The 25067-nt window shown below is 62.5% G+C and carries 27 protein-coding genes; 11 read left to right on the forward strand and 16 right to left on the reverse strand.

The window, feature by feature from the left end; genetic code table 11:
- Positions 1 to 96 precede the first annotated feature (96 nt).
- From cgtA to rplU, 3 genes are all read right to left on the reverse strand, one after another.
- Positions 97 to 1320 carry an Obg family GTPase CgtA gene (cgtA, locus tag BM275_RS03615; protein WP_090519326.1) on the reverse strand — a complete coding sequence of 408 codons (1224 nt, stop codon included), beginning with the start codon at positions 1318 to 1320 and terminating at the stop codon, positions 97 to 99.
- Positions 1321 to 1489: 169 nt separating this feature from the next.
- A complete protein-coding gene (gene rpmA, locus BM275_RS03620; RefSeq protein ID WP_003281574.1) occupies positions 1490 to 1747 on the reverse strand; it encodes a 50S ribosomal protein L27 in 258 nt (85 codons plus the stop codon).
- Between the two features lie 35 nt (positions 1748 to 1782).
- The gene (gene rplU, locus BM275_RS03625) at positions 1783 to 2094 is read right to left on the reverse strand and encodes a 50S ribosomal protein L21 (protein WP_003302133.1); all 312 of its coding nucleotides are present in this window, start codon (positions 2092 to 2094) and stop codon (positions 1783 to 1785) included.
- Between the two features lie 242 nt (positions 2095 to 2336).
- On the opposite strand from rplU, the gene BM275_RS03630 reads away from it, so the two are divergent.
- Together BM275_RS03630 and BM275_RS03635 are read left to right on the forward strand one after the other, a co-directional pair.
- Positions 2337 to 3305: a polyprenyl synthetase family protein gene (locus tag BM275_RS03630; protein WP_041014886.1), complete on the forward strand. Its 969-nt coding sequence runs from the start codon at positions 2337 to 2339 to the stop codon at positions 3303 to 3305.
- Positions 3306 to 3454: 149 nt separating this feature from the next.
- Entirely contained in the window at positions 3455 to 3682 is a 228-nt protein-coding gene (locus tag BM275_RS03635; RefSeq protein WP_003302130.1) for a PA4570 family protein, read from the forward strand.
- Between the two features lie 117 nt (positions 3683 to 3799).
- Here BM275_RS03635 and BM275_RS03640 read toward each other — a convergent pair whose 3' ends face one another.
- From BM275_RS03640 to BM275_RS03670, 7 genes are all read right to left on the reverse strand, one after another.
- Positions 3800 to 4417, reverse strand: coding sequence for a BamJ family beta-barrel-assembly machinery protein (locus tag BM275_RS03640; RefSeq protein WP_015278106.1), 618 nt, complete (start codon positions 4415 to 4417; stop codon positions 3800 to 3802).
- Positions 4418 to 4514: 97 nt separating this feature from the next.
- Positions 4515 to 4655, reverse strand: a complete 141-nt coding sequence (locus tag BM275_RS03645) for a DUF2256 domain-containing protein (RefSeq protein ID WP_090519328.1) — start codon at positions 4653 to 4655, stop codon at positions 4515 to 4517.
- Entirely contained in the window at positions 4652 to 6187 is a 1536-nt protein-coding gene (locus tag BM275_RS03650; protein WP_090519330.1) for a cryptochrome/photolyase family protein, read from the reverse strand. The genes BM275_RS03645 and BM275_RS03650 overlap by 4 nt, the downstream gene beginning before the upstream one ends.
- Positions 6188 to 6245: 58 nt before the next feature.
- Complete coding sequence (locus tag BM275_RS03655; RefSeq protein WP_042927717.1) at positions 6246 to 6551, reverse strand: DUF6482 family protein; 306 nt, start codon at positions 6549 to 6551, stop codon at positions 6246 to 6248.
- Positions 6552 to 6641: 90 nt separating this feature from the next.
- Positions 6642 to 7130: a TIGR00645 family protein gene (locus BM275_RS03660; protein ID WP_003302125.1), complete on the reverse strand. Its 489-nt coding sequence runs from the start codon at positions 7128 to 7130 to the stop codon at positions 6642 to 6644.
- A gap of 165 nt (positions 7131 to 7295) precedes the next feature.
- Positions 7296 to 7631 carry a PA4575 family protein gene (locus tag BM275_RS03665; RefSeq protein ID WP_014821453.1) on the reverse strand — a complete coding sequence of 112 codons (336 nt, stop codon included), beginning with the start codon at positions 7629 to 7631 and terminating at the stop codon, positions 7296 to 7298.
- Positions 7632 to 7806: 175 nt separating this feature from the next.
- Positions 7807 to 10245: a Lon protease family protein gene (locus BM275_RS03670; RefSeq protein ID WP_090519332.1), complete on the reverse strand. Its 2439-nt coding sequence runs from the start codon at positions 10243 to 10245 to the stop codon at positions 7807 to 7809.
- Between the two features lie 276 nt (positions 10246 to 10521).
- On the opposite strand from BM275_RS03670, the gene BM275_RS03675 reads away from it, so the two are divergent.
- Positions 10522 to 11550 carry a cytochrome-c peroxidase gene (locus tag BM275_RS03675; RefSeq protein ID WP_090519334.1) on the forward strand — a complete coding sequence of 343 codons (1029 nt, stop codon included), beginning with the start codon at positions 10522 to 10524 and terminating at the stop codon, positions 11548 to 11550.
- 46 nt (positions 11551 to 11596) lie between these two features.
- On the opposite strand, the gene mscL is transcribed toward BM275_RS03675, so the two are convergent.
- Positions 11597 to 12007 carry a large-conductance mechanosensitive channel protein MscL gene (gene mscL, locus BM275_RS03680; RefSeq protein ID WP_014821456.1) on the reverse strand — a complete coding sequence of 137 codons (411 nt, stop codon included), beginning with the start codon at positions 12005 to 12007 and terminating at the stop codon, positions 11597 to 11599.
- A gap of 223 nt (positions 12008 to 12230) precedes the next feature.
- On the opposite strand from mscL, the gene BM275_RS03685 reads away from it, so the two are divergent.
- Positions 12231 to 12500 carry an HP1242/YdcH family protein gene (locus BM275_RS03685; RefSeq protein ID WP_003281602.1) on the forward strand — a complete coding sequence of 90 codons (270 nt, stop codon included), beginning with the start codon at positions 12231 to 12233 and terminating at the stop codon, positions 12498 to 12500.
- Between the two features lie 57 nt (positions 12501 to 12557).
- Here the strand turns inward: BM275_RS03685 and BM275_RS03690 are convergent, their stop codons facing one another.
- Complete coding sequence (locus BM275_RS03690) at positions 12558 to 12992, reverse strand: CopD family protein (RefSeq protein ID WP_014821457.1); 435 nt, start codon at positions 12990 to 12992, stop codon at positions 12558 to 12560.
- A 116-nt stretch (positions 12993 to 13108) separates the two neighbouring features.
- Here BM275_RS03690 and radA point away from each other — a divergent pair, with 116 nt between their 5' ends.
- On the forward strand, positions 13109 to 14470 hold the full coding sequence (gene radA, locus BM275_RS03695; RefSeq protein ID WP_041014892.1) for a DNA repair protein RadA: 1362 nt from the start codon (positions 13109 to 13111) through the stop codon (positions 14468 to 14470).
- A gap of 3 nt (positions 14471 to 14473) precedes the next feature.
- On the opposite strand, the gene BM275_RS03700 is transcribed toward radA, so the two are convergent.
- From BM275_RS03700 to glyA, 3 genes are all read right to left on the reverse strand, one after another.
- Positions 14474 to 14842 (reverse strand): PilZ domain-containing protein, encoded by a 369-nt coding sequence (locus BM275_RS03700; RefSeq protein WP_090519337.1) that lies wholly within the window; start codon positions 14840 to 14842, stop codon positions 14474 to 14476.
- Positions 14843 to 14899: 57 nt separating this feature from the next.
- Positions 14900 to 15361, reverse strand: a complete 462-nt coding sequence (locus BM275_RS03705; protein ID WP_042927725.1) for a methyltransferase family protein — start codon at positions 15359 to 15361, stop codon at positions 14900 to 14902.
- A 133-nt stretch (positions 15362 to 15494) separates the two neighbouring features.
- Positions 15495 to 16748: a serine hydroxymethyltransferase gene (glyA, locus tag BM275_RS03710; protein WP_090519339.1), complete on the reverse strand. Its 1254-nt coding sequence runs from the start codon at positions 16746 to 16748 to the stop codon at positions 15495 to 15497.
- Between the two features lie 253 nt (positions 16749 to 17001).
- Between glyA and ettA the strand changes: the two genes are divergently transcribed.
- From ettA to gdhA, 6 genes are all read left to right on the forward strand, one after another.
- On the forward strand, positions 17002 to 18669 hold the full coding sequence (gene ettA / locus BM275_RS03720; RefSeq protein WP_090519341.1) for an energy-dependent translational throttle protein EttA: 1668 nt from the start codon (positions 17002 to 17004) through the stop codon (positions 18667 to 18669).
- A 161-nt stretch (positions 18670 to 18830) separates the two neighbouring features.
- Positions 18831 to 20822, forward strand: a complete 1992-nt coding sequence (gene siaA, locus BM275_RS03725; protein WP_090519343.1) for a biofilm regulation protein phosphatase SiaA — start codon at positions 18831 to 18833, stop codon at positions 20820 to 20822.
- 15 nt (positions 20823 to 20837) lie between these two features.
- Positions 20838 to 21380, forward strand: coding sequence for a biofilm regulation protein kinase SiaB (siaB, locus tag BM275_RS03730; protein WP_046617862.1), 543 nt, complete (start codon positions 20838 to 20840; stop codon positions 21378 to 21380).
- Between the two features lie 17 nt (positions 21381 to 21397).
- A complete protein-coding gene (gene siaC, locus BM275_RS03735; RefSeq protein ID WP_090519344.1) occupies positions 21398 to 21775 on the forward strand; it encodes a biofilm regulation phosphoprotein SiaC in 378 nt (125 codons plus the stop codon).
- A gap of 12 nt (positions 21776 to 21787) precedes the next feature.
- Positions 21788 to 22573, forward strand: a complete 786-nt coding sequence (siaD, locus tag BM275_RS03740) for a biofilm regulation diguanylate cyclase SiaD (RefSeq protein ID WP_090519346.1) — start codon at positions 21788 to 21790, stop codon at positions 22571 to 22573.
- 274 nt (positions 22574 to 22847) lie between these two features.
- Positions 22848 to 24185 (forward strand): NADP-specific glutamate dehydrogenase, encoded by a 1338-nt coding sequence (gene gdhA / locus BM275_RS03745; protein WP_014821467.1) that lies wholly within the window; start codon positions 22848 to 22850, stop codon positions 24183 to 24185.
- Between the two features lie 103 nt (positions 24186 to 24288).
- Here the strand turns inward: gdhA and BM275_RS03750 are convergent, their stop codons facing one another.
- Positions 24289 to 25065 carry a ferredoxin--NADP reductase gene (locus BM275_RS03750; RefSeq protein WP_014821468.1) on the reverse strand — a complete coding sequence of 259 codons (777 nt, stop codon included), beginning with the start codon at positions 25063 to 25065 and terminating at the stop codon, positions 24289 to 24291.
- Positions 25066 to 25067 lie beyond the last annotated feature (2 nt).

Below are 25067 nucleotides of genomic sequence, written 5' to 3' on the forward strand. Positions count from 1 at the left end.
CTCCTATACGGCCAAAACACTTCCGGATCGGACTGCGCACGAGGCAGCCCACCGACCACTCGCCTGACCAGGCCGCGCAGCGGCCCGGGGTTCGACTTAGCGCACGTAGATGATCTCGGCACCACCCTCATCATCATCATCGTCATCGTCATCGAAGTCGTCGTCTTCGACCTCATCGGCCGCCTTGACGCCAGCGCGGCGCAACGCACGCTGATCATCCAGCTCCTGCAAGCGGGCCCGCGCCTCATCCTCGATCTGGCGATCGAGCTCGGCCAGGGCCTCGGCGTAATCAGGCTCTTCGGCGATGCGCACAGTGCGCTCATCCAGATAACGCATGATCGCCTGACTCAGCGCTTCGGTACCCTCGCTCTCCAGCGCGGAGATGACGAATACCGGACCCTTCCAGTCCAAACGCTCGACCACCTGCCGGACACGTTGCTCACGCTCATCTTCCAGCAGCTGATCAGCCTTGTTCAGCACCAACCAGCGATCGCGCTGTGTCAGCGCCGGGCTGAACTTCTCCAGCTCATGCAGGATCACCTCCGCCGCATCGGCCGGGTCGCTACCATCTAACGGAGCCATATCCACCAGGTGCAGCAGCAGGCGAGTACGCGCCAAGTGCTTGAGGAAGCGAATCCCCAGCCCCGCACCTTCGGCCGCCCCCTCGATGAGCCCCGGAATGTCGGCAATCACGAAGCTCTTGTAGCGTCCAACGCTGACAACACCGAGGTTCGGCACCAGCGTGGTGAACGGGTAGTCAGCGACCTTGGGCTTGGCCGCCGACACCGAGCGAATGAAGGTGCTCTTGCCGGCATTCGGCAAGCCCAGCAGGCCGACATCCGCCAACACCTTCAGCTCGAGCTTGAGATCACGAGCATCACCCGGCTTGCCCGGCGTGGTTTGCCGCGGCGCGCGATTGGTGCTGGACTTGAAGCGCGTATTGCCCAGCCCATGCCAGCCGCCTTGAGCCACCAGCAGGCGCTGCCCCGGCCTGGTGAGGTCGCCCATAATCTCCTGGGTAGCCGCATCGATGATGGTGGTACCAACCGGCACCGGCAGGACAAGATCCTCACCCTTGGCGCCTGTACAGTCGGTACTACCGCCCTTCTGCCCGTTCTGCGCATTGAAGCGACGGGTGTAGCGGTAGTCCACCAGCGTGTTGAGGTTCTCGTTGGCCTCCAGATACACCGAACCGCCGTCACCGCCATCGCCGCCGTTGGGGCCACCCTTTTCGATGAACTTCTCACGACGAAAGCTCATCATGCCGTTGCCGCCGTCGCCGGCCTTTACAAAAATCGATACTTCATCGACGAATTTCATGGGAACGCCTCCCGTCGCAGGACGGGCTTAGGAAACAAGAAACGTAAGGGTCTTGCAAAAAACCCAGCGAAAACTGAATGAGCACCGAGCAGTTCTTTGCAAGAGCCTCACAGGATACAGAAACAAAAAAGCCCCGTCGCATGACAGGGCTTTTCCAGCAACGACGCAGTTAGGCTGCGACGACGCTCACGTAGCGACGGCCAAAAGCGCCCTTCACTTCGAACTTGATCACGCCTTCCACTTTTGCGAACAGGGTGTGATCCTTGCCCATGCCAACGCCGTAACCGGCATGGAACTGGGTGCCGCGCTGACGCACGATGATATTGCCGGCCTTGATGGCCTGGCCGCCGTACATCTTCACGCCAAGGCGTTTGGCTTCTGAGTCGCGACCGTTGCGGGTAGAACCGCCAGCTTTTTTGTGTGCCATGAGTTCAATACTCCTATAAGGGGATTCAGGCCCGATTAGCCCTGAATACCGGTGATTTTGACCTCAGTGAACCACTGACGGTGGCCCTGACGCTTCATGTGGTGCTTACGACGGCGGAATTTGATGATGGTGACCTTGTCGTGACGGCCCTGGGCGATCACTTCAGCGGTAACTTTGGCACCATCGACCACCGGAGCGCCGATCTTTACATCATCGCCGTTGCCGATCAGCAGAACGCGGTCAAAAGTGACAGCTTCGCCAGTCGCAACTTCGAGTTTTTCAATCTTGAGGTATTCGCCTTCGGCGACCTTGTATTGCTTGCCGCCGGTTACGATAACTGCGTACATCTGTGTATCTCCGTTGATCCTGCTCACCCAGCGCTTTGAAAGAATGATTAGTGGCTGGCATGGCTGCATGGGGCCGGAAGGTGACGCCCGTGCAATTGCGTAAGGCAGGGAAATGCCCAGGGGGAAGTTCAGGGTCCGCGATTGTACGCATGCGATACACCCCGCGCAATAGCCAACTGGAGTTGCCTTGACAGTGCCAGACCCGCCCCCTAGCATGCCGCGCAATCTGCGAGGAGTCCCCGATGCAACCCCAGCCTTTCTATCAAGTTGTGGCGGACGATTTTGCCGCTGTCGACGGCATCATCCGCAAGCAACTGACTTCGCGCGTTCCTCTGGTGGAAAAGATCGGGGACTACATCACCTCGGCCGGCGGCAAGCGCCTGCGCCCCCTGCTGGTGCTGCTCAGCGGCAGTGCACTCGGGCATCAGGGCGATCAATTACGCTTGCTGGCTGCCATCATCGAGTTCCTGCACACCTCCACGCTGCTACATGACGATGTGGTCGACATGTCCGGCATGCGCCGCGGCCGCTCCACTGCCAACGCCCTGTGGGGCAATGCGCCAAGCGTACTGGTTGGCGACTTTCTATATGCACGTTCGTTCGAAATGATGGTGGAACTGGATTCCATGCCGGTAATGCGCATCATCTCCCAGGCAACGCGCGTCATTGCCGAAGGCGAAGTACTGCAGCTGTCGAAGGTCCGCGACGCCAGCACCACCGAAGAAATCTACATGGAGGTCATCCGCGGCAAGACCGCGATGCTCTTCGAAGCCTCGACCCACAGCGCCGCCACCCTGGCCGGCGCCAGCGAGGAACAGCGTGAAGCGCTGCGCACCTTCGGCGATCACCTCGGCATCGCCTTCCAGCTGGTCGACGATCTGCTCGATTACCAGGGCGACGCGGAAACCCTCGGCAAGAACGTCGGTGACGACCTCGCCGAAGGCAAGCCTACCCTTCCGCTGATCTACACCATGCGCGAAGGTACCGCCGAACAGGCCGCTCTGGTGCGCAAAGCCATCCAGAAAGGCGGCCTCGAAGACCTGGAAAGCATCCGCGCCGCTGTCGAGGCATCAGGTGCGCTGGACTACACCGCCAAGCTTGCCCGCGACTATGCCGAACGCGCCGTTGCCTGCCTCGAAGTGATTCCCGCGAATCAGTATCGTGATGCACTGGTCGAGCTCTGCCGCTTCGCCGTGGCGCGCACCCACTGACACCCCAGCAATGTCGACGCTGCGCTTCGAGCACAGCCTTCACCCCGACCGTTGATCCCTCACCTCCACCCTCATCAAGGGGAATATTTGCGCTTGCATATTTGCAAATAACAATTATTCTCATTAAGAGAATGAATTGGAGGTGACGCATGACTTATCTGATAGATGCCTGGCTGGATCGCCCGCAACCCTACCTGCGCATACTCGACCGGAATACCGGCGCCGTATGCGTTTCACTCGAAGGGGATGCACTGGAAGAGTTGCGAGAACAAGGTGATCTCGATGTGCAGGAGTTGAGCACGAGTGAACCCTGCGTGCTCAAGGAACAGGTTCGAAACCTGTTCCTCTTCAGCTATGCCCGCGCGCTGCGGCCCTGACCAGTACGCAATACCTAGATCGAGAGCCGCACACGGGCAAGGCGGTCAGGGCTCACCAGCAGCTTGTCGGTAACCGATTAGTCGCCGACCACAGACGCTACGCCCCAGCAGCCGGACTCAGAGCACGTCCAGCAGTTCGACGTCGAATACCAGCGTGCTGTGCGGCGGGATACTGCCAACGCCCTGAGCACCATAGGCCAGCTCGCTCGGTACATACAGGCGCCACTTGCTGCCGGCATTCATCAGCTGTAGTGCTTCGGTCCAGCCGGCGATCACGCCGCCTACCGGGAACTCGGCAGGCTGGCCACGCTGGTAGGAGCTGTCGAACACACTGCCGTCGATCAGCGTGCCGTGGTAATGCGTGCGCACACTGTCCTCGCGGGACGGTTTGGCGCCCTCACCGGTCGTCAGCACTTCGTATTGCAGACCCGACTCCAGCACCACAACGCCTTCGCGCTTGGCATTCTCGACAAGGAAGGCGCGACCTTCGGCGGCGGCGGCTTCAGCCTTCTGCTGCGCTTCAGCCTGCATGCGCTCGCGGATCACCGCGAAGCTCGCATTCAACGCTTCCGGGCTGACCTGGCTGGCGATGCCGGCGAAGGCATCACGGATGCCGGCGATGACTGCATCGAGACTGACGCCCGGCGGGGGATTGTCACGCAGCTGGTCGCCCAGCTGGCGGCCGATGCCGTAGCTCACACGGGTTTCGTCAGTGGATAGATTGAGGTCGGTCATGCCGGGCTCCGAGAGGAAAAAAAGGTCGGCCAGCCTAGCACAGCTGAAGCGAGCGGACGCAGCCACCCACGCCGCATTGCCGCCGGCAGTGCCTCCATTACCTGCCCTGCCGATTGCACCGACAGCGTTCGGAGCAATAACGCACCTCATCCCAGCAGCGCGACCACTTCTTTCGCCAGGCAAACGGCAGGTTGCAGGCGGCACAGCACTTGAATGGCAGGTCCGCTTTCCTTCTCACAGCGCGTCCTCGGCATCCAGCCGCGCCAGCAGCGACTCGCCACGCTCCCACAGCGCCTGCTGCTTGCTGCCTTCCATGCGCGCGAGGTTGCGATAGACCATGCTCATCCGCGGATTACCCTGCAACTGCTCGCGGTGGCGCATGAGAAAGTGCCAGTACAACGCGTTGAACGGGCAGGCATCGTCTGTCGTGCTCTCGCGCACCTTGTAAGAGCAATCCTGACAATAGTTGGACATGCGTTTGATGTACTGGCCACTGGCACAGTAGGGCTTGGAGCCCAGGTAGCCGCCGTCGGCGTGCAGCACCATGCCCAGCACGTTGGGCAGTTCCACCCAGTCGAACGCATCCATATAGACCGCCAGGTACCAATCGCACAGCGCGGGCGGCGCGATGCCGGCGAGCAGCGCGAAATTACCGGTCACCATCAGCCGCTGGATATGGTGAGCGTAAGCATGCTCCAGCGTCTGCCCGATCACCTGGCGCATGCAGTTCATGCGCGTCTGCCCGGTCCAGTAGAACTCCGGCAGCGGCCTGGAATTGCCGAGGGCATTGCGTTGCGCATAGTCAGGCATCTGCAACCAATAGATACCGCGCACATACTCACGCCAGCCAATCAACTGGCGAATGAAGCCTTCGGCAGCGTTCAGCCCGACTCGCCCCTGCCGGTAGGCCGCATCCACGTCATCACACAGGCGGCGCAGGTCAAGCAGGCCGACGTTGAGCGCGGCGCCGACGCGCGCATGGAATAGGAACGGTTCGCCGCTGGCCATGGCGTCCTGGTAGTCACCGAAAGCGGCCAAGCCGAAATCGAGAAAATGCAGCCAGAGCTGTTCGGCCTCGGCGTGGGTGACGGGGTAATCGAAGCCGTCCAGACGGCCGTAGTGATGCGCGAAATGCTCGCTCACCAACGCCTGCACAGCGCGCGTGGTTTCGTCAGCGGCGAAGCGCAAGGTGATCGGGCCGTGCAATCCGCGTGGCAGCGGCTTGCGGTTGTCCGTATCGAGATTCCATACACCGCCCTCCGGTGTACCATCCGGATTCAGCAGAAGGCCCGTTTGGCGACGCATCTCGCGATAGAAGAACTCCATGCGCAGCTGTCGCTTGCCACTGGCCCAACTGGCGAACCCGGTCCGCGAGCAGAGGAAGCGGCGGTCGGCATGCCAGGTGATCGAAAGTCCACTGCTCTTGAGCGCCTGTTCGACCCGCCAGTCACCGGCCTCGGTGACGTGGATTTCGTCAGGTCGATACCATGCGGCGAAGCGCGCCAGCTCCCCGGCCAGCGAACCGCTGTTGGCAGGATCGTCGAGTGTCACGTAATCCACCGTGATTCCGCGTTTGCGCAATGCCTCAGCGAAGTGCCGCATGGCGCTGAACAGAAAGATGATCTTCCGCGGGTGATGCGGAACGTGCCCGGCTTCTTCAGCGACCTCAGCGAGCAGCACTCGGTCACGCGTCGGATCGAGTCCATCCAGGGCGGAGAGCTCGAAGCTCAACTGGTCGCCGAGCACCAGGCGCAGTGCGGCGACGCTCACGACCAGTTCTCTTGATGCTTACCGAACAGGGCGCTACCGACGCGCCTGCCGCCGGCCGTCACCACTGGGACCGCATGCCGACCGGCACGCGCAACGGCTCGCGGACGCCCTCGGCAAGACCGCACATCTCGTCGTACGGTGATTGCTGCACCAGATGAAAGGGCAGCTCCGGTAGCTCGCGTAACAGATCACGAGCGTGCTCGACGGACCGCAGATGCCACACATCGCCGCGCGCGTCGATCAGACTATGGCGCTGACCCTGCAGGTAGATGTCGAGAAGATAGATGCCGCCCTCGAGCGAAATCAGCTCGAGAGCGTCGATACGCCCAGCGTGGGCATGAGTGGTGAGATTCTGAAGGTTCATGGCGCTTGCCCATTTGAAAAGCAGTACAGAATATTTAACAAAAAACCAATTCTGTACAGCTTTTCAGCTTTAGCACCTGCGGAGGGACGCTCAGTGCTTGGTGAGCTTGTCGAGATAGCCCATGGCGAACGCCGAGACCACAAAGGTCAGGTGGATGATCACGTACCACATCAGCTTTTCGCTATCGAGCTGCTGGGCATCCATGAACATGCGTAGCAGGTGAATCGACGAGATTGCGACGATGGAGGCAGCGACCTTCATCTTCAGCGATCCGGAATCCATCTTGCCGAGCCAGTCGAGCTTTTCCTTGCCTTCCTCTATATCGAGCTGAGAAACGAAGTTCTCGTAGCCGGAGATCATCACCATCACCAGCAGCCCGCCAACCAGCGCCATGTCGATCAGCGACAGGAGCTTGAGAATCAGCTCGGCCTCACTGAGCGCGAGAATCGCCGGGAGGATATGGAAGATTTCCTGAAAGAACTTGATCGCCAGCGCCAGCAGCGCGAACGCCAGACCGAAATAGATGGGCGCCAGCAGCCAGCGGGCGGCGTACATGGCATTTTCGAGGATGCGCTCCATGAGGTCTCACAGCAGAAATGAGGAAGGCGCGAGTATACGCAGCCGCGCCGAGCGCACCAAGGCAGGCCAAGGTGCGTTCGGCGCATGTGGATAAGAAATTCATCGGCTCCGGTGAGGCCCCGCTGCAGCCAGCCAGAAACGCGAAAGGTTTGCAATGAGGCACGCTTAGGGGCGCGACTCCCAGCCACCGAGAAAGCGCGCCTGGTTGGCGTTCACTCGACGCAGCTCAGCCTGCATGTGCAACTGCCAGATGGACGGGTCATCGGATTCGCAGTAGCCCTGCCCCATCAGGTTGTCGGCGATCGCCGCCAGCACCGATTCGGCCATCGCAGGCCCGTGGAATGGGCCCTGGACCTTGATTGCCGTGGGCTGCCCGTCTGCCAGTCCAGCCGCACAGAGCAACGTCCACAGCCCATTGCCGCCGGCAAGCGGGCGTATGACGCATTCGATTCGGGTAACCAGGCCCAGGCACTGGCGGTTCAGACAAAGATTGTGTGGCATGACGGCAGTCCTCGCGTCGGGCCGACGCGGGAACATCCTGTGCGGATGTAGCGCGAGAGCCTGTTTATCCCCTGAAGCTGTGGATAATCCTGTGGATGGAGGGTGGATGCCCTCCTCCACTGCAGACCCGCCGCGCGCGCTATCGTTCCGTTCAAAAACCGCACAATGGCGAGCGTTACTTGCTCCCCTCGGACTCGGACGTTCCTTGCTCCGCTTGTGCCGGCTCGCTCTTGCCTTCTTCCACGAGCTCGATCTCGGCAATGTCGCGCAACCGCTCGACCACCCGGGCATTCACGCTGCCCTTGGGGAAATGGCCCTGCTCGTTGGTTGCACCCACATCTTCACCGACCAGCAGCGACAACGCTTCGTCCACCTGCCTGACAGCATAGACGTGGAACTGCAGCTGGCGTACGGCCTCCAGCACGCGTTCGTCGAGCATCAGCGTGGTGACATTGGCGAAGGGAATGATCACCCCCTGCTCGCCGGTCAGCCCGCGTGCCTCGCACAGGCGGAAAAAGCCCTCGATCTTCTCGTTGACCCCGCCGACCGCCTGCACTTCGCCGAACTGGTTGATCGAGCCGGTGATGGCGAAGCATTGCTTGAGCGGCGTGCGTGAGAGCGCCGAGATCAGCGCGCAGCACTCGCCCAGCGAGGCACTGTCGCCGTCGACGTAGCCGTAGGACTGCTCGAGCGCGATGCTTGCCGAGATTTCCAGCGGAAACTCCTGGGCGTAGCGGCTGCCGAGGTAGCCGGTGAGGATCATCACGCCCTTGGAGTGAATCGGTTGACCGAGATTGACCTCGCGCTCGATGTCGACGATCCCTGAACCGCCGGGATAGACGGTGGCAGAGATACGCGCCGGCATGCCGAATGCCGAGTCGCCGACTTCCAGCACGGTCAGCCCGTTGCACTTGCCGATCGCCGCACCTTCGCTGTCGATCAGAATCACTCCGGCCAGAATGTCTTCGAGAATCCTCGCCGAGACGCGACCGGTGCGCGTGGCCTTGGCTTTCAGTGCACGCTCGATATGGCCGACGTCCGTCACTTCGTCCTTGGCCAGCTGGCGAATGAAATCGGCTTCGCTGACCAGCTGGAACAGATCGCCGATACGCGCCGACAGCCGCCCCTGATGTTCAGCCAGGCGCGCGCTATAGGTCGCCAGACGCGCAACGGCAGCGGCAGTAAGCGGCGCCATGCCCTCTTCGGAGGTGCGGGTCTTCATCAGCTGGGCGAACTGTTCGAGGCTGTCTTCGGCCAGCGGGATGTCCTCGTCGAAGTCCACCAGCACGCGGAACATTTCCTGGAAGTCCGGATCCAGGTCCTGCAGCGTGTAATAGAGCTGGCGCGAGCCGATGATGATCACCTTGACGTTAAGCGGGATCACCTGCGGCGTCAGCGTCACGGTGGCCAGGCGGCCGAGCTCGGCGAGTGGCGACTCCATCTTCAGCTTGCGCGATTGCAGGGCGCGCTTGAGCGCTTCCCAGACAAATGGCTCGCTGAGCAGCTTCTCCGCCTCCAGCATCAGAAAGCCGCCGTTGGCGCGGTGCAGCGCACCGGGGCGCAATTGCCGATAGCTGGTATAGAGCGCCCCCTGGTCGGTGTTGTACTCGATGCGACCGAACAGATTGTCATAGGTCGGGTGCGGCTCGAACACCACCGGCGCGCCACCATCGACCGGGTGACCGACCACCAGGCTCGGGCTGTATTGCTCTTCCAGCAATACACGGTTCTGCGCTTCCGGACGGTTTTCGTCCACCAGCTGCTCGACCACAGTCTTCAGCAGATTGACCTGCACGGCCTGCAGGTACGCTTCGATACCGGCGTTCTCCGCATACTTCTCCGACAACGGTGCCAGCAGCGGCTGCAGTGCCTGGCTGATGGTCTCGTCATTGAGCTGGCGCAGCTGGTTGGTCGACTCACGCTTCCACTGCGGCAGGCTGGCGAGCTCCTCGTTCAGACGCACTTCCAGCGCGGAAATGTCTTCGTGATAACGCTCGCGCTCGGCTTCGGGCAGCTGGGCGAACTCGGTTTCGTCCAACGCCTTGCCTTCCTTCATGGGCGTGAAGGCGATGTTTGTGCTGTCGCGATAGAGAGCGATCTCCTTTTCCAGGGCGAGCTTCTCGATCACATCCAGCGCCTTGTCGTAGCGCTGATTGAAGCCGCGGTCGATGGCGCTCTTCTTCTGCTGGAAACTCGGATGCTCGAATACCGCCGGAAAGGTCGCCAGCAGGTTGTCGATCAACTGATTGATATCGGCGATGAACGCCGTTGCGCCGCCGTGAGGCAACTCCAGCACACGCGGCTCGCGAGGCTCGTCGAAGTTGTTCACGTAAACCCAGTCCGACGGAGTATCCAGACGCTTGCCTTCGGCCTTGAGGTAGCGCCGTACGAACGAGAAGCGCCCGGTGCCCGGCTCTCCCATCACGTAGACGTTGTATCCCGGACGCGGCATGGCCACGCCGAACTGCAGCGCCTCGACCGCGCGCTCCTGGCCGAGCACACCGAGAAACGGCTCCAGTTCAGAGGTGTCGTTGAAGTTGAATTGGCTGGGCTCGAAGGGACGGGTCAGCGCATCGGGTGCCAGGCGCAAGCCGGCAGCGACAGTTTCAGGCATCGGGAATCCTTGCTGGGGTGGCTCGTTGGCCACGATTGATGCCGTCATTCTGGCGCTGCGCCGGTCGCGCCGCAAGGCTGATACCCGGCTAACCCAGCCTCGCAACGACGCTGCATAGCCGAGCCACATGGATGGAAATCGCGAGCCGGCTGCGAATCGACACAAGCAGAAACATTTCGTCGCGCCCACTACGCCCGACCGCCTTGATGCAGGTCAAGCGGTCGCTTGACGAAAAGGCGCCTCCTAGAGCCAGCCAACACAAAAGGAGCTTCCGTGATGCACCCTTCTATTCCGCTATTGCTTAGCAGCCTACTAATGACCAGCGCAGCGAACGCTGATGAGCTGCGTGAGCGCGCCAACGCGATGTTCAAACCGATTCCCGACAAGGTCACCGAGGTCCGCGGTCAGAAGGTCAGCGAAGATCAGGCAATGCTCGGTCACAAACTCTGGTTCGATCCGCGTCTGTCCAGCAGTCACGTCATCAGCTGCAACACCTGCCACAACCTGAGCATCGGCGGCAGCGACAACGTGCCAACCTCGATCGGTCACGGCTGGCAGAAGGGCCCGCGCAACTCGCCCACCGTGCTGAACGCCGTATTCAACGCCGCGCAGTTCTGGGACGGACGCGCCAAGGATCTGCAGGAACAGGCCAAGGGCCCGGTCCAGGCAAGCGTGGAAATGAACAGTACGCCCGAGCGTGTCGTCTCGACGCTGCAGAGCATTCCGGAGTACGCCGCCGAGTTCAAGAAGGCCTTCCCCAACGACAAGGAGCCGGTCAGTTTCGACAACATGGCCTACGCCCTGGAAGCCTTCGAAGTCAGCCTGACCACGCCGAACTCGCCGTTCGACCGCTTCCTCAAGGGTGAGGACGGGGCGCTGGACGACAAGCAGAAACAGGGTCTCGCCCTGTTCATGGACGCCGGCTGCTCTTCCTGCCACAACGGCGTCAACCTTGGTGGCCAGGGTTACTTCCCCTTCGGCGTGATCAAGAAGCCCGGAGCCGAAGTGCTGCCGACCGGCGACAAGGGTCGCTTCGCGGTGACCAATACCGCTAGCGACGAGTACGTCTTCCGTGCCGCGCCGCTGCGCAATGTCGCGCTGACCCCGCCGTACTTCCACAGCGGTGAGGTCTGGGAGCTCGAACAGGCCGTTGCCATCATGGGTGACAGCCAACTGGGCCGTAAACTGGACAAGGACGAAGTCAGCGCGATTACCGCGTTCCTGCACAGCGTGACCGGCGAGCAGCCGCAAGTCGCCTATCCGGTACTTCCCGCCAGCACCGCGAACACTCCGAAGCCCGAGTGATCGCTCCCCGTTACCCGGCGCCAGCCGCCGGGTAACTGCCCCCGTTTCAGCTTCCCTTCTGCTCCTTGAGCAGGTCGCGTATCTCGGTCAGCAACAACTCTTCCTTCGAGGGCGCAGGCGGTGCGGATGGCGCCTCGGCTTCCTTGCGCTTGAGATGGTTGATCGCCTTGATCGCCATGAAGATGGCGAAGGCGATGATCACGAAATCCACCACGGTCTGAATGAATGCACCGTACCGCAGCACCACCGCTGGGGCCTCGCCGACGGCGTCCTTGAGCACTATGGCCAAATCCGAGAAGTCCACTCCGCCGATCAGCAGCCCCAGCGGCGGCATGATCACCCCGTCGACGAACGACGACACGATCTTGCCGAACGCAGCGCCGATGACGATACCCACGGCCATGTCGACGACATTTCCCCGCACGGCAAACGCCTTGAATTCGTTGATCAGACTCATACGTAGATTTTCCTTTAGTGGATGACCGGGCCGCCCGCCATGCCCCCGCGGACATGGCGGTGAACGCCGTGGTAGAGCATAGGCGAGCTTGCCGGCGCAGGCCACGACAGAACGCCTTTCATCGACCGGTTATTGCGAATGAGGTTCGCTTGATCGCCGTCAACCGGTTCTCGGAGGAAGGAGACTAAGGTGAACGCCTTCCTGACAAACCGGAGCGGTTTCCATGCACGTCGAACATCACCCACTGATCAAGGATTTCCCTGAGAAACGCGAGCAGTTGCAGAAACTGCGTCAGGAAGATCCGGCGTTCGCCCGCAAAGCGGATGAATACGAAGCGCTGGACAAGCGCATCTGCCGCGTCGAAGACGGTGTCGAAACTCTAGACGACAGCGCGCTCAATGCCCTCAAGCAGGAGCGCGTGGCGATGAAGGACGACATCGCCCGCGACATCAAGCGCGCCTCGGGCAGCTGCTGCGGCGGTTGCTGCGGCTGATAGCGCCTACCCGTGAAGGGAAGCCCGCCATGTGCGGGCTTCTTGCTGTCTGGCCCGCTAGAACAATCCACCGAAGCGGAACCCGGAGCCGACCCAGACGAAGGCAACCGCAGTCAAGGTGATCAGCACGATGTGTAGCCCCAGTTGCGGCAGGCGCTGCGCATCCAGCTTGGGAATCAGTGCCAGCCGCGCATGCACGCCGAGCAGCGCGGTAAATCCGAGCAGTACCAGCTTGGCTTGCACCAGATGCGCCATGGGCGACGAATCGAACCATTGCCCATGGGGCAGCCAGAGGCTGGCCAGCCAGAGCCCGCTGACGATCTGCACCAGCAGCGCAGGTATCCCGACGCGCTCGTAGAGTTGTTCGAACTGGCGTACCGGTTGCACATCGCGGCGACGCAGGGCACCCGGCAGCACACTGAACAGCAGTACCAGATGCCCGCCAACCCAGACACTGGCGCCCAGTAGATGCAGAAACAACAGATGTCGCATGGCGCTCACTCCTGTTCGATTTGTTTACAGTCTGGCCGCTGCCTCGCCGCTTGTGGCTGATGGCGATCAAGTCAGCCGTTATCATGCGACACCACCAATCAGACCCGGAGTTTCCCATGGCCAAGGCCAAGCGCATGTATGGCTGCACCGAATGCGGCTCGACCTTCCCGAAATGGGCCGGCCAGTGCGGTGACTGTGGCGCCTGGAATACGCTGGTGGAAACGATCATCGAGGGTGCGGCACCGCCATCCGGCCGCGCAGGCTGGGCCGGGGAGCAGGCCAACATCAGGACGCTCGCCGAGGTCAGCGTCGAGGAAGTACCGCGCTTTTCCACCGCTTCCGGCGAGCTGGATCGCGTACTCGGAGGGGGGCTGGTGGACGGCTCGGTAGTGCTGATCGGCGGTGATCCGGGTATCGGCAAGTCGACGATCCTGCTGCAGACCCTCTGCGCCATCGCCCAGCAGTATCCGGCACTCTACGTCACCGGTGAAGAATCCCAGCAGCAGGTGGCCATGCGTGCGCGTCGTCTGGACCTGCCGCAGGACCGGCTCAAGGTGATGACCGAGACCTGCATCGAATCAATCATCGCTACCGCGCGGCTGGAAAAGCCCAAGGTGATGGTGATCGACTCGATCCAGACCATCTTCACCGAGCAGCTGCAGTCCGCGCCGGGCGGTGTGGCTCAGGTGCGCGAGAGCGCGGCGCTGCTGGTCCGCTTCGCCAAGCAGAGCGGCACGGCAATCTTCCTCGTCGGCCACGTGACCAAGGAAGGTGCACTGGCCGGCCCGCGCGTGCTTGAGCACATGGTCGATACGGTGCTGTATTTCGAGGGCGAGTCCGACGGTCGCCTGCGCCTCTTGCGCGCAGTGAAGAACCGCTTCGGCGCGGTCAACGAGCTCGGTGTTTTCGGCATGACCGACAAGGGCCTGAAGGAAGTCACCAACCCCTCGGCGATCTTCCTCACCCGCGCTCAGGAAGCGGTGCCCGGCAGCGTGGTCATGGCCACCTGGGAAGGCACCCGCCCCATGCTGGTGGAGGTGCAGGCGCTGGTGGACACCAGCCACCTGGCCAACCCGCGCCGCGTCACCCTGGGCCTGGATCAGAACCGTCTGGCCATGCTGCTGGCCGTACTGCATCGGCATGGCAGCATTCCCACCTACGATCAGGACGTTTTCATCAACGTGGTCGGCGGCGTGAAGGTGCTGGAAACCGCGGCGGACCTGGCGCTGATGGCCGCGGTGATCTCCAGCCTGCGCAACCGGCCGCTGGATACCGATCTGCTGGTATTCGGTGAAGTGGGCCTGTCGGGCGAGATCCGCCCGGTGCCAAGTGGTCAGGAGCGTCTGAAGGAGGCCGCCAAGCACGGCTTCAAGCGCGCCATCGTGCCCAAGGGCAATGCGCCGAAGGAGGCCCCCGCCGGTTTGCAGATCATCGCCGTGACGCGCCTGGAGCAGGCGCTCGACGCGCTGTTCGAGTGATCGTTACTGGCCGCCAAGTGCGGCCAGCTCGCGTTCCAGCAGTGCCTCGTCGCCGAGGTTGAGTTCGACCAGGCGCCGCAGGTGGGCGATCGAGTCGAGATCGATATGCTGGCAGACGAAGCCGATCAGATCGCCCTCTTCATGGGTCATCGCCACCTCCATGCGCAACTCGGCATCATCGGCCAGGCGCACCCGCGCTTCGAACGACTGTTCAGCATCGGCATCCCAGCCTTCCGGGCGGCGAACCAGCAGGCCTTTCAGGGACAGGTCATGCAGCTCGACCGGCCAGCGCCGGTCACCCTGCACCAACTCAGTGGCGGCATCGAACTCGATACGCTGGAAGCGCCGGCGATCACTGGGGGAATCAGTCATGAACATCACTCCGCGGTGTCTGAATTCACTATAGGACAACAACTCTCGACATCGCCGTTACAACCAGCGGCGCACCCGTCCACAGTACGCCAGATAGTCGTCGCCAAACAGCTGGGTCAGCAAGCGCTCCTCGTGCACGATCACGGCGCGCTGCATGGTGAAGATCAGGGCGGGCAGCAACAGCCAGGGCCACAGCGTGCCCCAGAGCAGCGCGATGCCACAGTAGATCAGGCTGTCGGCCAGATAGATCGGGTTGCGCGAGAAACCGAACGGCCCCTCTTCCAGCAGCTTCGCGGGCTTGCCGTAGGGATTGACCGTGGTCCTGCGCCAGAGCATCAGCAAACCGGCCCAGAGCATCAGCAACACGCCCGCGTCGATCAGCCCCCAGCCCAGGTAGTGAGTCCAGAGATTGCGCGGCAAGGCGATAGGCAACACCGACTCCAGCAGCCAGGCTGCCGCGAGAAACAGCAGATAGATGACCGGTGGCGGAAGGATTACACCCGTGGCGCGCTTGAACATTTCGGACTCCGGAGGAACAGGACACGGCAGTCTAGCGCGACGCGTCGCCGGGGATCAGGAAGATGTGTCGCGACAACCGCCAGACAGCAAAAAGCCCGCTTTCGCGGGCTTTCGATGCAGCGATGTAACGTTTTTAGTTGCCGTATACCGGGAACTTGGCGCAGACCGCTTCGACCTTGCCACGAACCGCTTCGATCACCGACTCGTCGCCCATGTTGTCGAGGATGTCGCAGATCCAGCCGGCCAGGTCGCGGCACTCGGTCTCCCCGAAGCCGCGAGTGGTGACGGCCGGGGTGCCGATGCGCAGACCGGACGTCACGAACGGCGAACGCGGGTCGTTCGGCACGCTGTTCTTGTTCACGGTGATGTGGGCGTTGCCCAGGGCAGCGTCAGCATCCTTGCCGGTGATGTCCTGCTTGATCAGGCTGAGCAGGAACAGGTGGTTCTGAGTACCACCGGACACCACGTCGAAGCCGCGCTGGATGAACACGTCGGCCATGGCCTGAGCGTTTTTCACCACCTGCTGCTGATAGGCCTTGAACTCAGGCTGCAGCGCTTCCTTGAAGCACACAGCCTTGGCGGCGATGACGTGCTCCAGCGGGCCACCCTGGGCACCGGGGAACACGGCAGAGTTGAGCTTCTTCTCGATCTCGGCGTTGGCACGCGCCAGGATCAGGCCGCCGCGGGGGCCGCGCAGGGTCTTGTGGGTGGTGGTGGTGACGACGTCAGCGAACGGAACCGGGTTCGGGTAAACGCCTGCGGCAACCAGACCGGCCACGTGAGCCATGTCGACGAACAGGTAGGCACCGACCTTATCAGCGATTTCGCGAAAACGGGCGAAGTCCAGGATCTGCGAATAGGCGGAGAAACCGGCAACGATCATCTTCGGCTTGTGCTCGACGGCCAGGCGCTCGACTTCGTCATAGTCGATCAGGCCCTGGTCGTTGATGCCGTACTGCACGGCGTTGTACAGCTTGCCGGAGGAGGAAACGCTGGCGCCGTGGGTGAGGTGGCCGCCGTGGGCCAGGCTCATGCCGAGGATGGTGTCACCGGCCTGCAAAAGCGCGAGGTAGACGGCGCTGTTGGCTTGAGAGCCAGCATGCGGCTGGACGTTGGCGTAGTCGGCGCCGAACAGTTCCTTGGCGCGATCGATGGCCAGCTGCTCGACCACGTCGACGTACTCGCAACCGCCGTAGTAGCGCTTGCCCGGATAGCCTTCGGCGTACTTGTTGGTGAGCACCGAACCCTGGGCTTCCATCACCGCCGGGCTGGTGTAGTTCTCCGAGGCGATCAGCTCGATGTGGTCTTCCTGACGCTTGGCTTCCTGCTCCATGGCAGCGAAGAGATCGGCGTCGAAACGGGCGAGGGTCAAATCACGGCTGAACATGGCAGTCCTCTGAGATCAGCTGGCGGTATAAAAGAGAGGCGCGGATTCTACCTCATCCGACCGGTTGCGGGTATGAGCGATAGTCATGCACAAGATGAACAGCCGCCGCTTCCGCAGCCGCGACGGCGCACTGTCGCGGTTTGCCCTGACCGGTGCATTCGGGTAGCTTTGCGCCCTTTCCATGCCACCCCATTTTCGGCCCCCCACGGCCTGGGTCAGGCATCATTCACCACTGTCACGGGCATTCGTTTCCATGGCTCAATACGTCTACACCATGCACCGGCTGAGCAAGGTCGTTCCGCCGAAGCGTGAGATCCTCAAGAACATCTCCCTGTCGTTCTTCCCCGGCGCCAAGATCGGCGTGCTCGGCCTGAACGGCGCGGGTAAATCCACCCTGCTGCGTATCATGGCCGGCGTCGACACCGAGTTCGACGGCGAGGCCCGCGCCATGCCGGGCATCAATGTCGGCTACCTGCCGCAGGAACCGCAGCTCGATCCGGAAAAGACCGTGCGCGAAGTCGTCGAGGAGGCGGTTGGCGTGATCAAGGACGCCCAGGCCCGCCTGGATGCTGTCTACGCCGCCTATGCCGAGCCGGACGCCGATTTCGATGCGCTGGCTGCCGAGCAGGCCAAGCTCGAAGCGATCCTGCAGGCATCCGACGGCCATAACCTGGAGCGCCAGCTGGAGGTCGCCGCAGATGCACTGCGTCTGCCGGCCTGGGATGCCAAGGTCGCGCACCTGTCCGGCGGCGAGAAGCGCCGCGTCGCCCTCTGCCGCCTGCTGCTGTCGGCCCCGGACATGCTGCTGCTGGACGAACCGACCAACCACCTGGACGCCGACTCGGTGGCCTGGCTGGAGCGCTTCCTCCACGACTTCCCCGGCACCGTGGTGGCGATCACCCACGATCGTTACTTCCTCGACAACGTCGCCGGCTGGATCCTCGAACTCGACCGCGGCGCGGGCATCCCGTACGAAGGCAACTATTCCGGCTGGCTGGAAGCCAAATCGGCGCGTCTCGCGCAGGAATCCAAGCAGCAGTCGGCCCATGAAAAGGCCATGAAGGAAGAACTGGAATGGGTACGTAAAGGCGCCAAGGCCCGCCAGTCCAAATCCAAGGCTCGCCTGCAGCGCTTCGAGGAAATGCAGTCGCAGGAATTCCAGAAACGCGCCGAGACCAACGAGATCTACATCCCGGCCGGCCCGCGCCTGGGCGACAAGGTCATCGAATTCAAGAACGTCACCAAGGGCTATGGCGACCGCGTACTAATCGACGACCTCTCCTTCAGCGTGCCGAAAGGCGCCATCGTTGGCGTGATCGGTGGCAACGGTGCCGGTAAGTCGACCCTGTTCCGCATGCTGATGGGCAAGGAAACACCGGATTCCGGCAGCATCGAAATCGGCGATACCGTGCAGTTGGCCTGCGTGGACCAGAGCCGCGACGACCTGGACGGTGGCAAGACCGTATGGGAAGCGGTCTCCGATGGCTTGGACCAGATTCGCATCGGCAACTACGAGGTGCCATCGCGCGGTTACGTTGGCCGCTTCAACTTCAAGGACGCCGACCAGCAGAAGTTCGTCAAGGATCTCTCCGGCGGTGAGCGCGGTCGTCTGCACCTGGCGCTGACCCTCAAGCAGGGCGCCAACGTGCTGCTGCTCGACGAACCATCCAACGACCTCGACGTGGAAACCCTGCGCTCGCTGGAAGAGGCACTGCTGGACTTCCCCGGCTCGGCCATCGTGATCTCCCACGACCGCTGGTTCCTCGACCGCGTCGCCACCCACATCCTCTCCTACGAGGACGATGGCGGTGTCGTGTTCTTCGAAGGCAACTACACCGAGTATGAAGCCGATCGCAAGAAGCGCCTCGGTGACGCGGCCTCCCAGCCACACCGCGTCAAGTACAAGAAGCTGGCGCAGTAAGCGGTAGATCACAACAACGGAGCCGGACAGGCTCCGTTGTCGTGTCTAGAGAAAGCACCCACAAATAGTGGCACAATGCCGCCTGCGTGAATTACTGATCCCTCCGGCAGGCGCGGCAATCGCACCATGCCGACCCCCGCGACCGACAAAGGACAATTCGCATGGCGGCACTTGGACTGCGCGGCAAATCACTGCTGGCATTGTTGCTCAGTTGCCTGCTTGCTTTCGTCTTTGCCGGTTTCATTGGCCGAGAGGCGTTGCTCGGCGTGCAGAGTCGCTTCGGCGAGGCCTATGCGCGCAATGTGGTCCAACTCAACCGCGAACGCCTGTTCGCACCGGTTTCACGCGAACTGGCACTGGCTCAACGGCTGGCGGCTTCGCAGCTGACGCTGGCCTGGTTGAACGACGAGCAGGACCCGGCCAAGCGCAAGATCTTTTTCCAGGAAGCGGCCGGCTACCAGCAGGCCTTCGGCGACCACGCCTACTTCGCCGCCTCGGCGAGCAGCAACGGCTACTACTCGAACGGACCCGACCAGCCACCCAGCGATGCGCCTCGCTATGTGATGGCCCCAGACGCCCCGCGCGACGAATGGTTCTTCCAGACACTGCAGGCCGATACCCCCTACGCCATCAACGTCGACCGCTCGGTGGTCACCGAGGAGCTCAAGGTGTGGTTCAACGTGCAGGTGCGTGACGGCGATCGACGCCTGGGCCTGGTCGGTTCCGGCATCAGCCTGCAGGCGTTTCTGGATGACTTCATCGAGGCGAACAAGGTCGGCGTCGAGTCGATGGTGCTCGATGCCTACGGCTCCATCCTCGTTCATCCTAATCAGAATCTGGTCACGCTCAACGCCGAAACCGCGCGTGGACGCTCCTTGTCGACGAGTATCCTCGGCCAGCTCGACGACCTCGGCGCGGCCTCGGCAGTGCGTCAGACCATGGCGGAAAGCCGCGAGAACCCCGGCACGGTGGCGACGTTGCGCGTCACCCTGGATGGCGCGCCCCGCTTGCTGGCGCTGAGCTGGATTCCCGAGCTGCAGTGGTTCGTCGCCAGCGCCGTGGACCTGGGCACCGCACAGGTCGTCGAGGTGCGTCCGCTGCTGCCGGCCATCGCCCTGTTTCTGGTGCTGTTCCTGCTGCTGATCGGTGGTGGTGCCTGGCTGGTCGAGAAACGTGTGCTCAAACCGCTGCGCCAGCTGAGACGCAGCGCCCAGGCCCTGGCTGCGGGACAGTACGATGCCCCCCTGCCCCTGCACCGGCAGGACGAGATCGGCGAACTCAGCGCAGCCTTCGGTGCCATGGCGCAGCAGGTTCGCAGCCACACCAGCGAGCTGGAGAATCGTGTGCGTGAGCGCACCCGCGACCTGGAACAGGCCAACCTGGAAATGGCCGCCGCGCACAAGAAGATCGACGACTCGATCGACTACGCCAGCCTTATCCAGCGCTCGATCCTGCCCAACCGGCAACTGGTCACCGCCATGGGCGATCGTCATGCGGTGCTCTGGCGGCCACGTGATGTCGTCGGCGGCGACTTCTATGTGTATCGCGCCGACGAGCATGGCTGCCTGTTCGGAATCGTCGACTGCGCGGGTCACGGCGTGCCCGGCGCGTTGATGACGATGCTGGCCCACGCCGCCATCGATCAGGCGCTCGGCGCGACCGGTCTGGACGACCCCGCCGCCGCGCTCGCGCGTACCGATGCGATCGTGCGCAACATGCTGCGCGAAGAGCAGGACTCCCATGCCCTGGCGACCAACATGGATATCGGCCTCGCCTATGTCGATTTGCGCCAGCGCAAGGTGCATTATTCCGGCGCGAAGATTGCGTTGTACTACTGTGATGGCGAAGAGGTGCACGAGATCAAGGCAGCGCGGCGCGCCATCGGCGATAAACGCATCGGCGACTACCGCAACACCAGCGTCAACCTGCAACCGGGGCGGACCTTCTACATGACCACCGACGGTTTCCTCGACCAGGCCGGCGGCGACGACGGGTTCGGCTTTGGCAACAGCCGCTTCGCCAGCATGATCCGCGAGCATGCACGGCTTCCCCTGGCCGAACAGGGCGAAGCCTTCAGCCTCGCACTGGCGCGCTATCAGGGTGAATTCCCACAGCGCGATGACATCACGATGTTATGTTTCCGCTTCGATTGAGACAGGGAGTTGGCCATGGCCCCCATTGACATGTTCGCGATGCGCGAATGCTACAACCAGCAACAGATCATGCTGTGCTTCAACGGCCCCATCTCCCGCAGCCTGATCGAAGAGATCGGCAATGCCCTGCGCAATTACATGAGCGAAGAACAGGCGCACCCGTCCTCGGCCATGGACGTGTTCGCCGTGTACATCGAGATGACGCAGAACATTCGCCACTACACCCGCGAAAAGAACTGGTCCGATCAGCAGGCCGGCGCCACAGTCGTGGTCGCACGCGATGACCAGGGCCGCTACGTGGTTTCGGCCGGCAACCTGATCGAAACCGCCGACGGCCAGCAACTGCTTACCGCCGTCGCCGAACTGGCAAAAAAGGACAAGGCCGGCCTCAAGGCCCTGTACAAGGAACAATTGCGCAGGCCGCGTGACGAACACGTGGCAACCGGCGCCGGACTCGGCCTGATCGATATTGCCCGCAAGTCCAGCGAGCCGCTCAAGGCTTCGTTGCAGCCGGTCTCCGACGAGCTTTCCTTCATCAGCCTGAGCGCCGTCATCTGAAACTCAAGAGCATCCCCATGAACGATTTTTCAATCCCCGGTAGCCAGTCCACTCCCGCCATCCAGTCCGACTGGGAAAAGGGCATCGTCTCGATGCAGGGCGACTCGTACCCGGAAAACTCCTACGAGCTGTTCCACCAGGTCTACGAATGGATCGAGCGCTTCCTCGGCGAAGCCGCACATCCGCTCAGCCTCGAACTGCGCCTGCTGTACCTGAACACCAGCAGCATCAAGGCGATGATGGACATCTTCGACCTGCTCGAAGCCGCCTATCAGGAAGGCCGGCAGGTCGCGGTCAACTGGTACTACGACATCCGCAACGAGCGCGTCGTGGAGTTGGCCGAAGAGTTCAAGGAAGACTGCACCTTCCCCTTTTCCATCCAGAGTCACGACTGACAGAAGGTCGATATGCGTGGGCCATCGCCGCTAGAGCAAGAGGTCATCAATCTCCTCGCCGATCCGCAGTTCGAGGGGCACCCGCTGAAGGAAGCGCTGAGCCAGCTGTGGGGAGCGCACCATGACCTGCTTGGCCGAATCGAACGCATCGCCCGCGTATCGGACGGCTACCAGAGCATCGCCCGCGAGCGCGAACTGAGCCTTTCGGCGCGCTTCGACAAGCAGTTGCGCCAGCTGGAAAAGGTCGCACGCATCTCCGATCGCTACCAGATGATGATGCAGGACCTGAATGCCTCGCTGCGCGAGGCCTCGACCCTCGACACCCTGACCGGCATCGCCAACCGCCGCCTGCTGACCGAGCGCCTGCGTGAGGAAAGCGAGCGCGCCAAACGCTACGGCCGCCCGCTGGCCGTGGTCATGCTGGACATCGACCGTTTCAAGGTCATCAACGACGAATACGGCCACGAAGTCGGCGACCGCGTGCTCATCGAAGTGGTGCGCGTCATGGAATCGGAGATTCGCGAGCACGACCTCTGCGGTCGCTGGGGCGGCGAGGAGTTCCTCATCCTGATGCCGGAGAGCAGCGCCGAAATGGCCTGCACGGTGATACGCCGTCTTGGCGACAGCATTGCCGCGCTCGGCGTGCGGGTAAACGATGACCTGCTCGGGGTAACCGCCAGCATGGGTATCGCCGAGCTGCGCGCCGACGAAACCTACTCGAGCACCATCAACCGCGCCGACATCGCGCTGCTGAGAGCCAAGCGCAGTGGTCGCAATCGCTGTGAGCTGGCCGACTAGCCATCACCCCACCTGGCACAAGAATGACGCACCCATCGCTCCAATTCCGTGCAAATCGAGCAACGCCTCCGCCCTGTGAAGTCTGAAGCATCGGGAAACATAGAAACCAGACGCCACGCGCGGAGCCGAGACCTTCAGCACCACAACCCTCAAACGCACCATTTGGCGGCATGCCAGACTCATATCGCACTTCCGCGGTGCAAATCAGGTTTGCTACAGTCGCCGGCCAAAATTATTAATGACTGCCGACACGCGGTCGCCGAGGGCCTACCTGATGATCGAAACCGTTGATGCCTTTCTCGCGCGGTTGAAGCAACGCGACCCCCACCAACCCGAGTTCCACCAGGCGGTGGAAGAAGTGGTTCGCAGCCTCTGGCCCTTCCTCGAAGCCCATCCGCATTACATGCAGGCCGGCATTATCGAACGCATGGTCGAGCCGGAGCGCTCGATCATCTTCCGCGTGCCCTGGGTCGACGATCAGGGCCGTGTGCAGGTCAATCGCGGCTTCCGCATCCAGATGAACAGCGCCATTGGCCCATACAAAGGTGGTCTGCGCTTCCATCCGTCGGTGAACATCGGCGTCCTCAAGTTCCTCGCCTTCGAACAGGTCTTCAAGAACTCCCTGACTTCGCTGCCCATGGGCGGCGGCAAGGGTGGCTCGGACTTCAACCCCAAGGGCAAGAGTGACAACGAAGTGATGCGCTTCTGCCAGTCGTTCATGACCGAGCTGTACCGCCACATCGGCGCGGATCTCGACGTGCCGGCCGGTGACATCGGCGTCGGCGGCCGCGAGATCGGCTTCCTCTTCGGCCAGTACAAGCGCCTGTCCAACCAGTTCACCTCCGTCCTGACCGGCAAGGGCCTGGCCTATGGCGGCAGCCTGATTCGCCCGGAAGCCACCGGCTACGGCTGCGTGTACTTCGCCGAGGAAATGCTCAAGAGCAGCCACAGCAGCTTCGACGGCAAGCGCGTGGCGATCTCCGGTTCCGGCAACGTCGCGCAGTACGCGGCGCAGAAAGTCATGGAACTGGGTGGCCGGGTCGTCTCGCTGTCCGACTCGGGCGGCACCCTGCACTTCGCGGACGGCATGACCGCCGAGCAGTGGACATACCTGATGGACCTGAAGAACGTCCGTCGCGGTCGCCTCGAGGAGATGGGCACGCACTTCGGCGTCACCTACCTGGCCGATCAGCGTCCGTGGAGCCTGCCGTGCGATATCGCCCTGCCTTGCGCCACGCAGAACGAACTGGATGGCGAAGACGCCCGCGCGCTGCTGAAGAACGGCTGCATCTGTGTGGCCGAAGGCGCGAACATGCCGTCGACCCTGGAAGCCGTCGACCTGTTCCTCGAGGCCGGCATCCTCTACGCACCGGGCAAGGCATCCAACGCCGGTGGTGTGGCCTGTAGCGGACTGGAGATGAGCCAGAACGCCATGCGCCTGCACTGGACCGCCGGTGAGGTGGACACCAAGCTGCACGGCATCATGCAGTCGATCCACCACGCCTGCGTCGCCCACGGCGAGGAAAACGGTCGGATCAATTACGTGAAGGGCGCCAACATCGCCGGCTTCGTCAAGGTTGCCGATGCCATGCTGGCCCAGGGCGTCGTGTAACGGCTGCGCCCGCCGCCAAGCCTCAGCCAGAAAGACAAAGCCCCCGTCGGATCGTCCGGCGGGGGCTTTTGTTTTGTTGCGCGAGACTCCGCGCGGCAATCGCCTACCAGTAGTTCTCCACCGCCACCTGGCCGGGCCTGCGCGTCATCGCCAGGTTCAGATCACGCGCTTTCAGCACCGCTCGGGTGTCCTCGATCATCTGCGGGTTGCCGCAGAGCATGATCCGCGAATGCTCGGGCGTCAGCTGCAGATCGGCGGCGCGCTCCAGTTCGCCGTTCTCGATCAGCGTGGTGATGCGTCCGTGCAGCGCACCGGGTATCTGTTCGCGCGTTACCACCGGCAGGTACAGCAGCTTCGAGCCCAGACCATCCAGGTAGTCGCGTTGCGGCAGTTCGGCGATCAGCTGCTGATAGGCCAGCTCACGCGCCTCGCGCACGCTGTAGACCAGAATGATGCGCTCGAAGCGCTGCCAGGCCTCGAAGTCCTGCAGGATCGAAAGGAACGGCGCGATCCCGGTGCCAGTTGCCAGCAGCCAGAGGTCGCGGCCGTCGGGAAAGCGATCGAGGGTGAGAAAGCCGAAGGCCTGCTTGTCCACCAGCAGCTCGTCGCCGACTGCCAACCGGCTCAGCTCGCTGGTGAATTCGCCGTCCGGCACGACAATGGAAAAGAAATCGAGAAACTCGTCGTGCGGCGCCGAGACCATGGAATAGGCGCGCCAGACGATGCAGCCGCTTGGCTTGCGCACACCGAGGCGGGCGAACTGCCCGGCGGTGAAGCGAAAACCGGGATCGCGGCTGGTACGCAGGGTGAACAGGTTAGGCGTCAGCGTCTGCACCTCTAGCAGGCGCTGGCGGGTGAACTTCTCTTCGCTGGCGGTCATAC

Origin of the sequence: Stutzerimonas kunmingensis (genome assembly GCF_900114065.1) — a bacterium.
Classification (GTDB): Bacteria; Pseudomonadota; Gammaproteobacteria; order Pseudomonadales; family Pseudomonadaceae; genus Stutzerimonas; species Stutzerimonas kunmingensis.

What these genes read in the sequence shown, in the direction of transcription:
- cgtA (WP_090519326.1), bottom strand. Translation starts at nt 1,320, where the DNA reads ATGAAATTCGTCGATGAAGTATCGATTTTTGTAAAGGCCGGCGACGGC.
- rpmA (WP_003281574.1), bottom strand. Translation starts at nt 1,747, where the DNA reads ATGGCACACAAAAAAGCTGGCGGTTCTACCCGCAACGGTCGCGACTCA.
- rplU (WP_003302133.1), bottom strand. Translation starts at nt 2,094, where the DNA reads ATGTACGCAGTTATCGTAACCGGCGGCAAGCAATACAAGGTCGCCGAA.
- BM275_RS03630 (WP_041014886.1), top strand. Translation starts at nt 2,337, where the DNA reads ATGCAACCCCAGCCTTTCTATCAAGTTGTGGCGGACGATTTTGCCGCT.
- BM275_RS03635 (WP_003302130.1), top strand. Translation starts at nt 3,455, where the DNA reads ATGACTTATCTGATAGATGCCTGGCTGGATCGCCCGCAACCCTACCTG.
- BM275_RS03640 (WP_015278106.1), bottom strand. Translation starts at nt 4,417, where the DNA reads ATGACCGACCTCAATCTATCCACTGACGAAACCCGTGTGAGCTACGGC.
- BM275_RS03655 (WP_042927717.1), bottom strand. Translation starts at nt 6,551, where the DNA reads ATGAACCTTCAGAATCTCACCACTCATGCCCACGCTGGGCGTATCGAC.
- BM275_RS03660 (WP_003302125.1), bottom strand. Translation starts at nt 7,130, where the DNA reads ATGGAGCGCATCCTCGAAAATGCCATGTACGCCGCCCGCTGGCTGCTG.
- BM275_RS03665 (WP_014821453.1), bottom strand. Translation starts at nt 7,631, where the DNA reads ATGCCACACAATCTTTGTCTGAACCGCCAGTGCCTGGGCCTGGTTACC.
- BM275_RS03670 (WP_090519332.1), bottom strand. Translation starts at nt 10,245, where the DNA reads ATGCCTGAAACTGTCGCTGCCGGCTTGCGCCTGGCACCCGATGCGCTG.
- BM275_RS03675 (WP_090519334.1), top strand. Translation starts at nt 10,522, where the DNA reads ATGCACCCTTCTATTCCGCTATTGCTTAGCAGCCTACTAATGACCAGC.
- mscL (WP_014821456.1), bottom strand. Translation starts at nt 12,007, where the DNA reads ATGAGTCTGATCAACGAATTCAAGGCGTTTGCCGTGCGGGGAAATGTC.
- BM275_RS03685 (WP_003281602.1), top strand. Translation starts at nt 12,231, where the DNA reads ATGCACGTCGAACATCACCCACTGATCAAGGATTTCCCTGAGAAACGC.
- BM275_RS03690 (WP_014821457.1), bottom strand. Translation starts at nt 12,992, where the DNA reads ATGCGACATCTGTTGTTTCTGCATCTACTGGGCGCCAGTGTCTGGGTT.
- radA (WP_041014892.1), top strand. Translation starts at nt 13,109, where the DNA reads ATGGCCAAGGCCAAGCGCATGTATGGCTGCACCGAATGCGGCTCGACC.
- BM275_RS03700 (WP_090519337.1), bottom strand. Translation starts at nt 14,842, where the DNA reads ATGACTGATTCCCCCAGTGATCGCCGGCGCTTCCAGCGTATCGAGTTC.
- BM275_RS03705 (WP_042927725.1), bottom strand. Translation starts at nt 15,361, where the DNA reads ATGTTCAAGCGCGCCACGGGTGTAATCCTTCCGCCACCGGTCATCTAT.
- glyA (WP_090519339.1), bottom strand. Translation starts at nt 16,748, where the DNA reads ATGTTCAGCCGTGATTTGACCCTCGCCCGTTTCGACGCCGATCTCTTC.
- ettA (WP_090519341.1), top strand. Translation starts at nt 17,002, where the DNA reads ATGGCTCAATACGTCTACACCATGCACCGGCTGAGCAAGGTCGTTCCG.
- siaA (WP_090519343.1), top strand. Translation starts at nt 18,831, where the DNA reads ATGGCGGCACTTGGACTGCGCGGCAAATCACTGCTGGCATTGTTGCTC.
- siaB (WP_046617862.1), top strand. Translation starts at nt 20,838, where the DNA reads ATGGCCCCCATTGACATGTTCGCGATGCGCGAATGCTACAACCAGCAA.
- siaC (WP_090519344.1), top strand. Translation starts at nt 21,398, where the DNA reads ATGAACGATTTTTCAATCCCCGGTAGCCAGTCCACTCCCGCCATCCAG.
- siaD (WP_090519346.1), top strand. Translation starts at nt 21,788, where the DNA reads ATGCGTGGGCCATCGCCGCTAGAGCAAGAGGTCATCAATCTCCTCGCC.
- gdhA (WP_014821467.1), top strand. Translation starts at nt 22,848, where the DNA reads ATGATCGAAACCGTTGATGCCTTTCTCGCGCGGTTGAAGCAACGCGAC.
- BM275_RS03750 (WP_014821468.1), bottom strand. Translation starts at nt 25,065, where the DNA reads ATGACCGCCAGCGAAGAGAAGTTCACCCGCCAGCGCCTGCTAGAGGTG.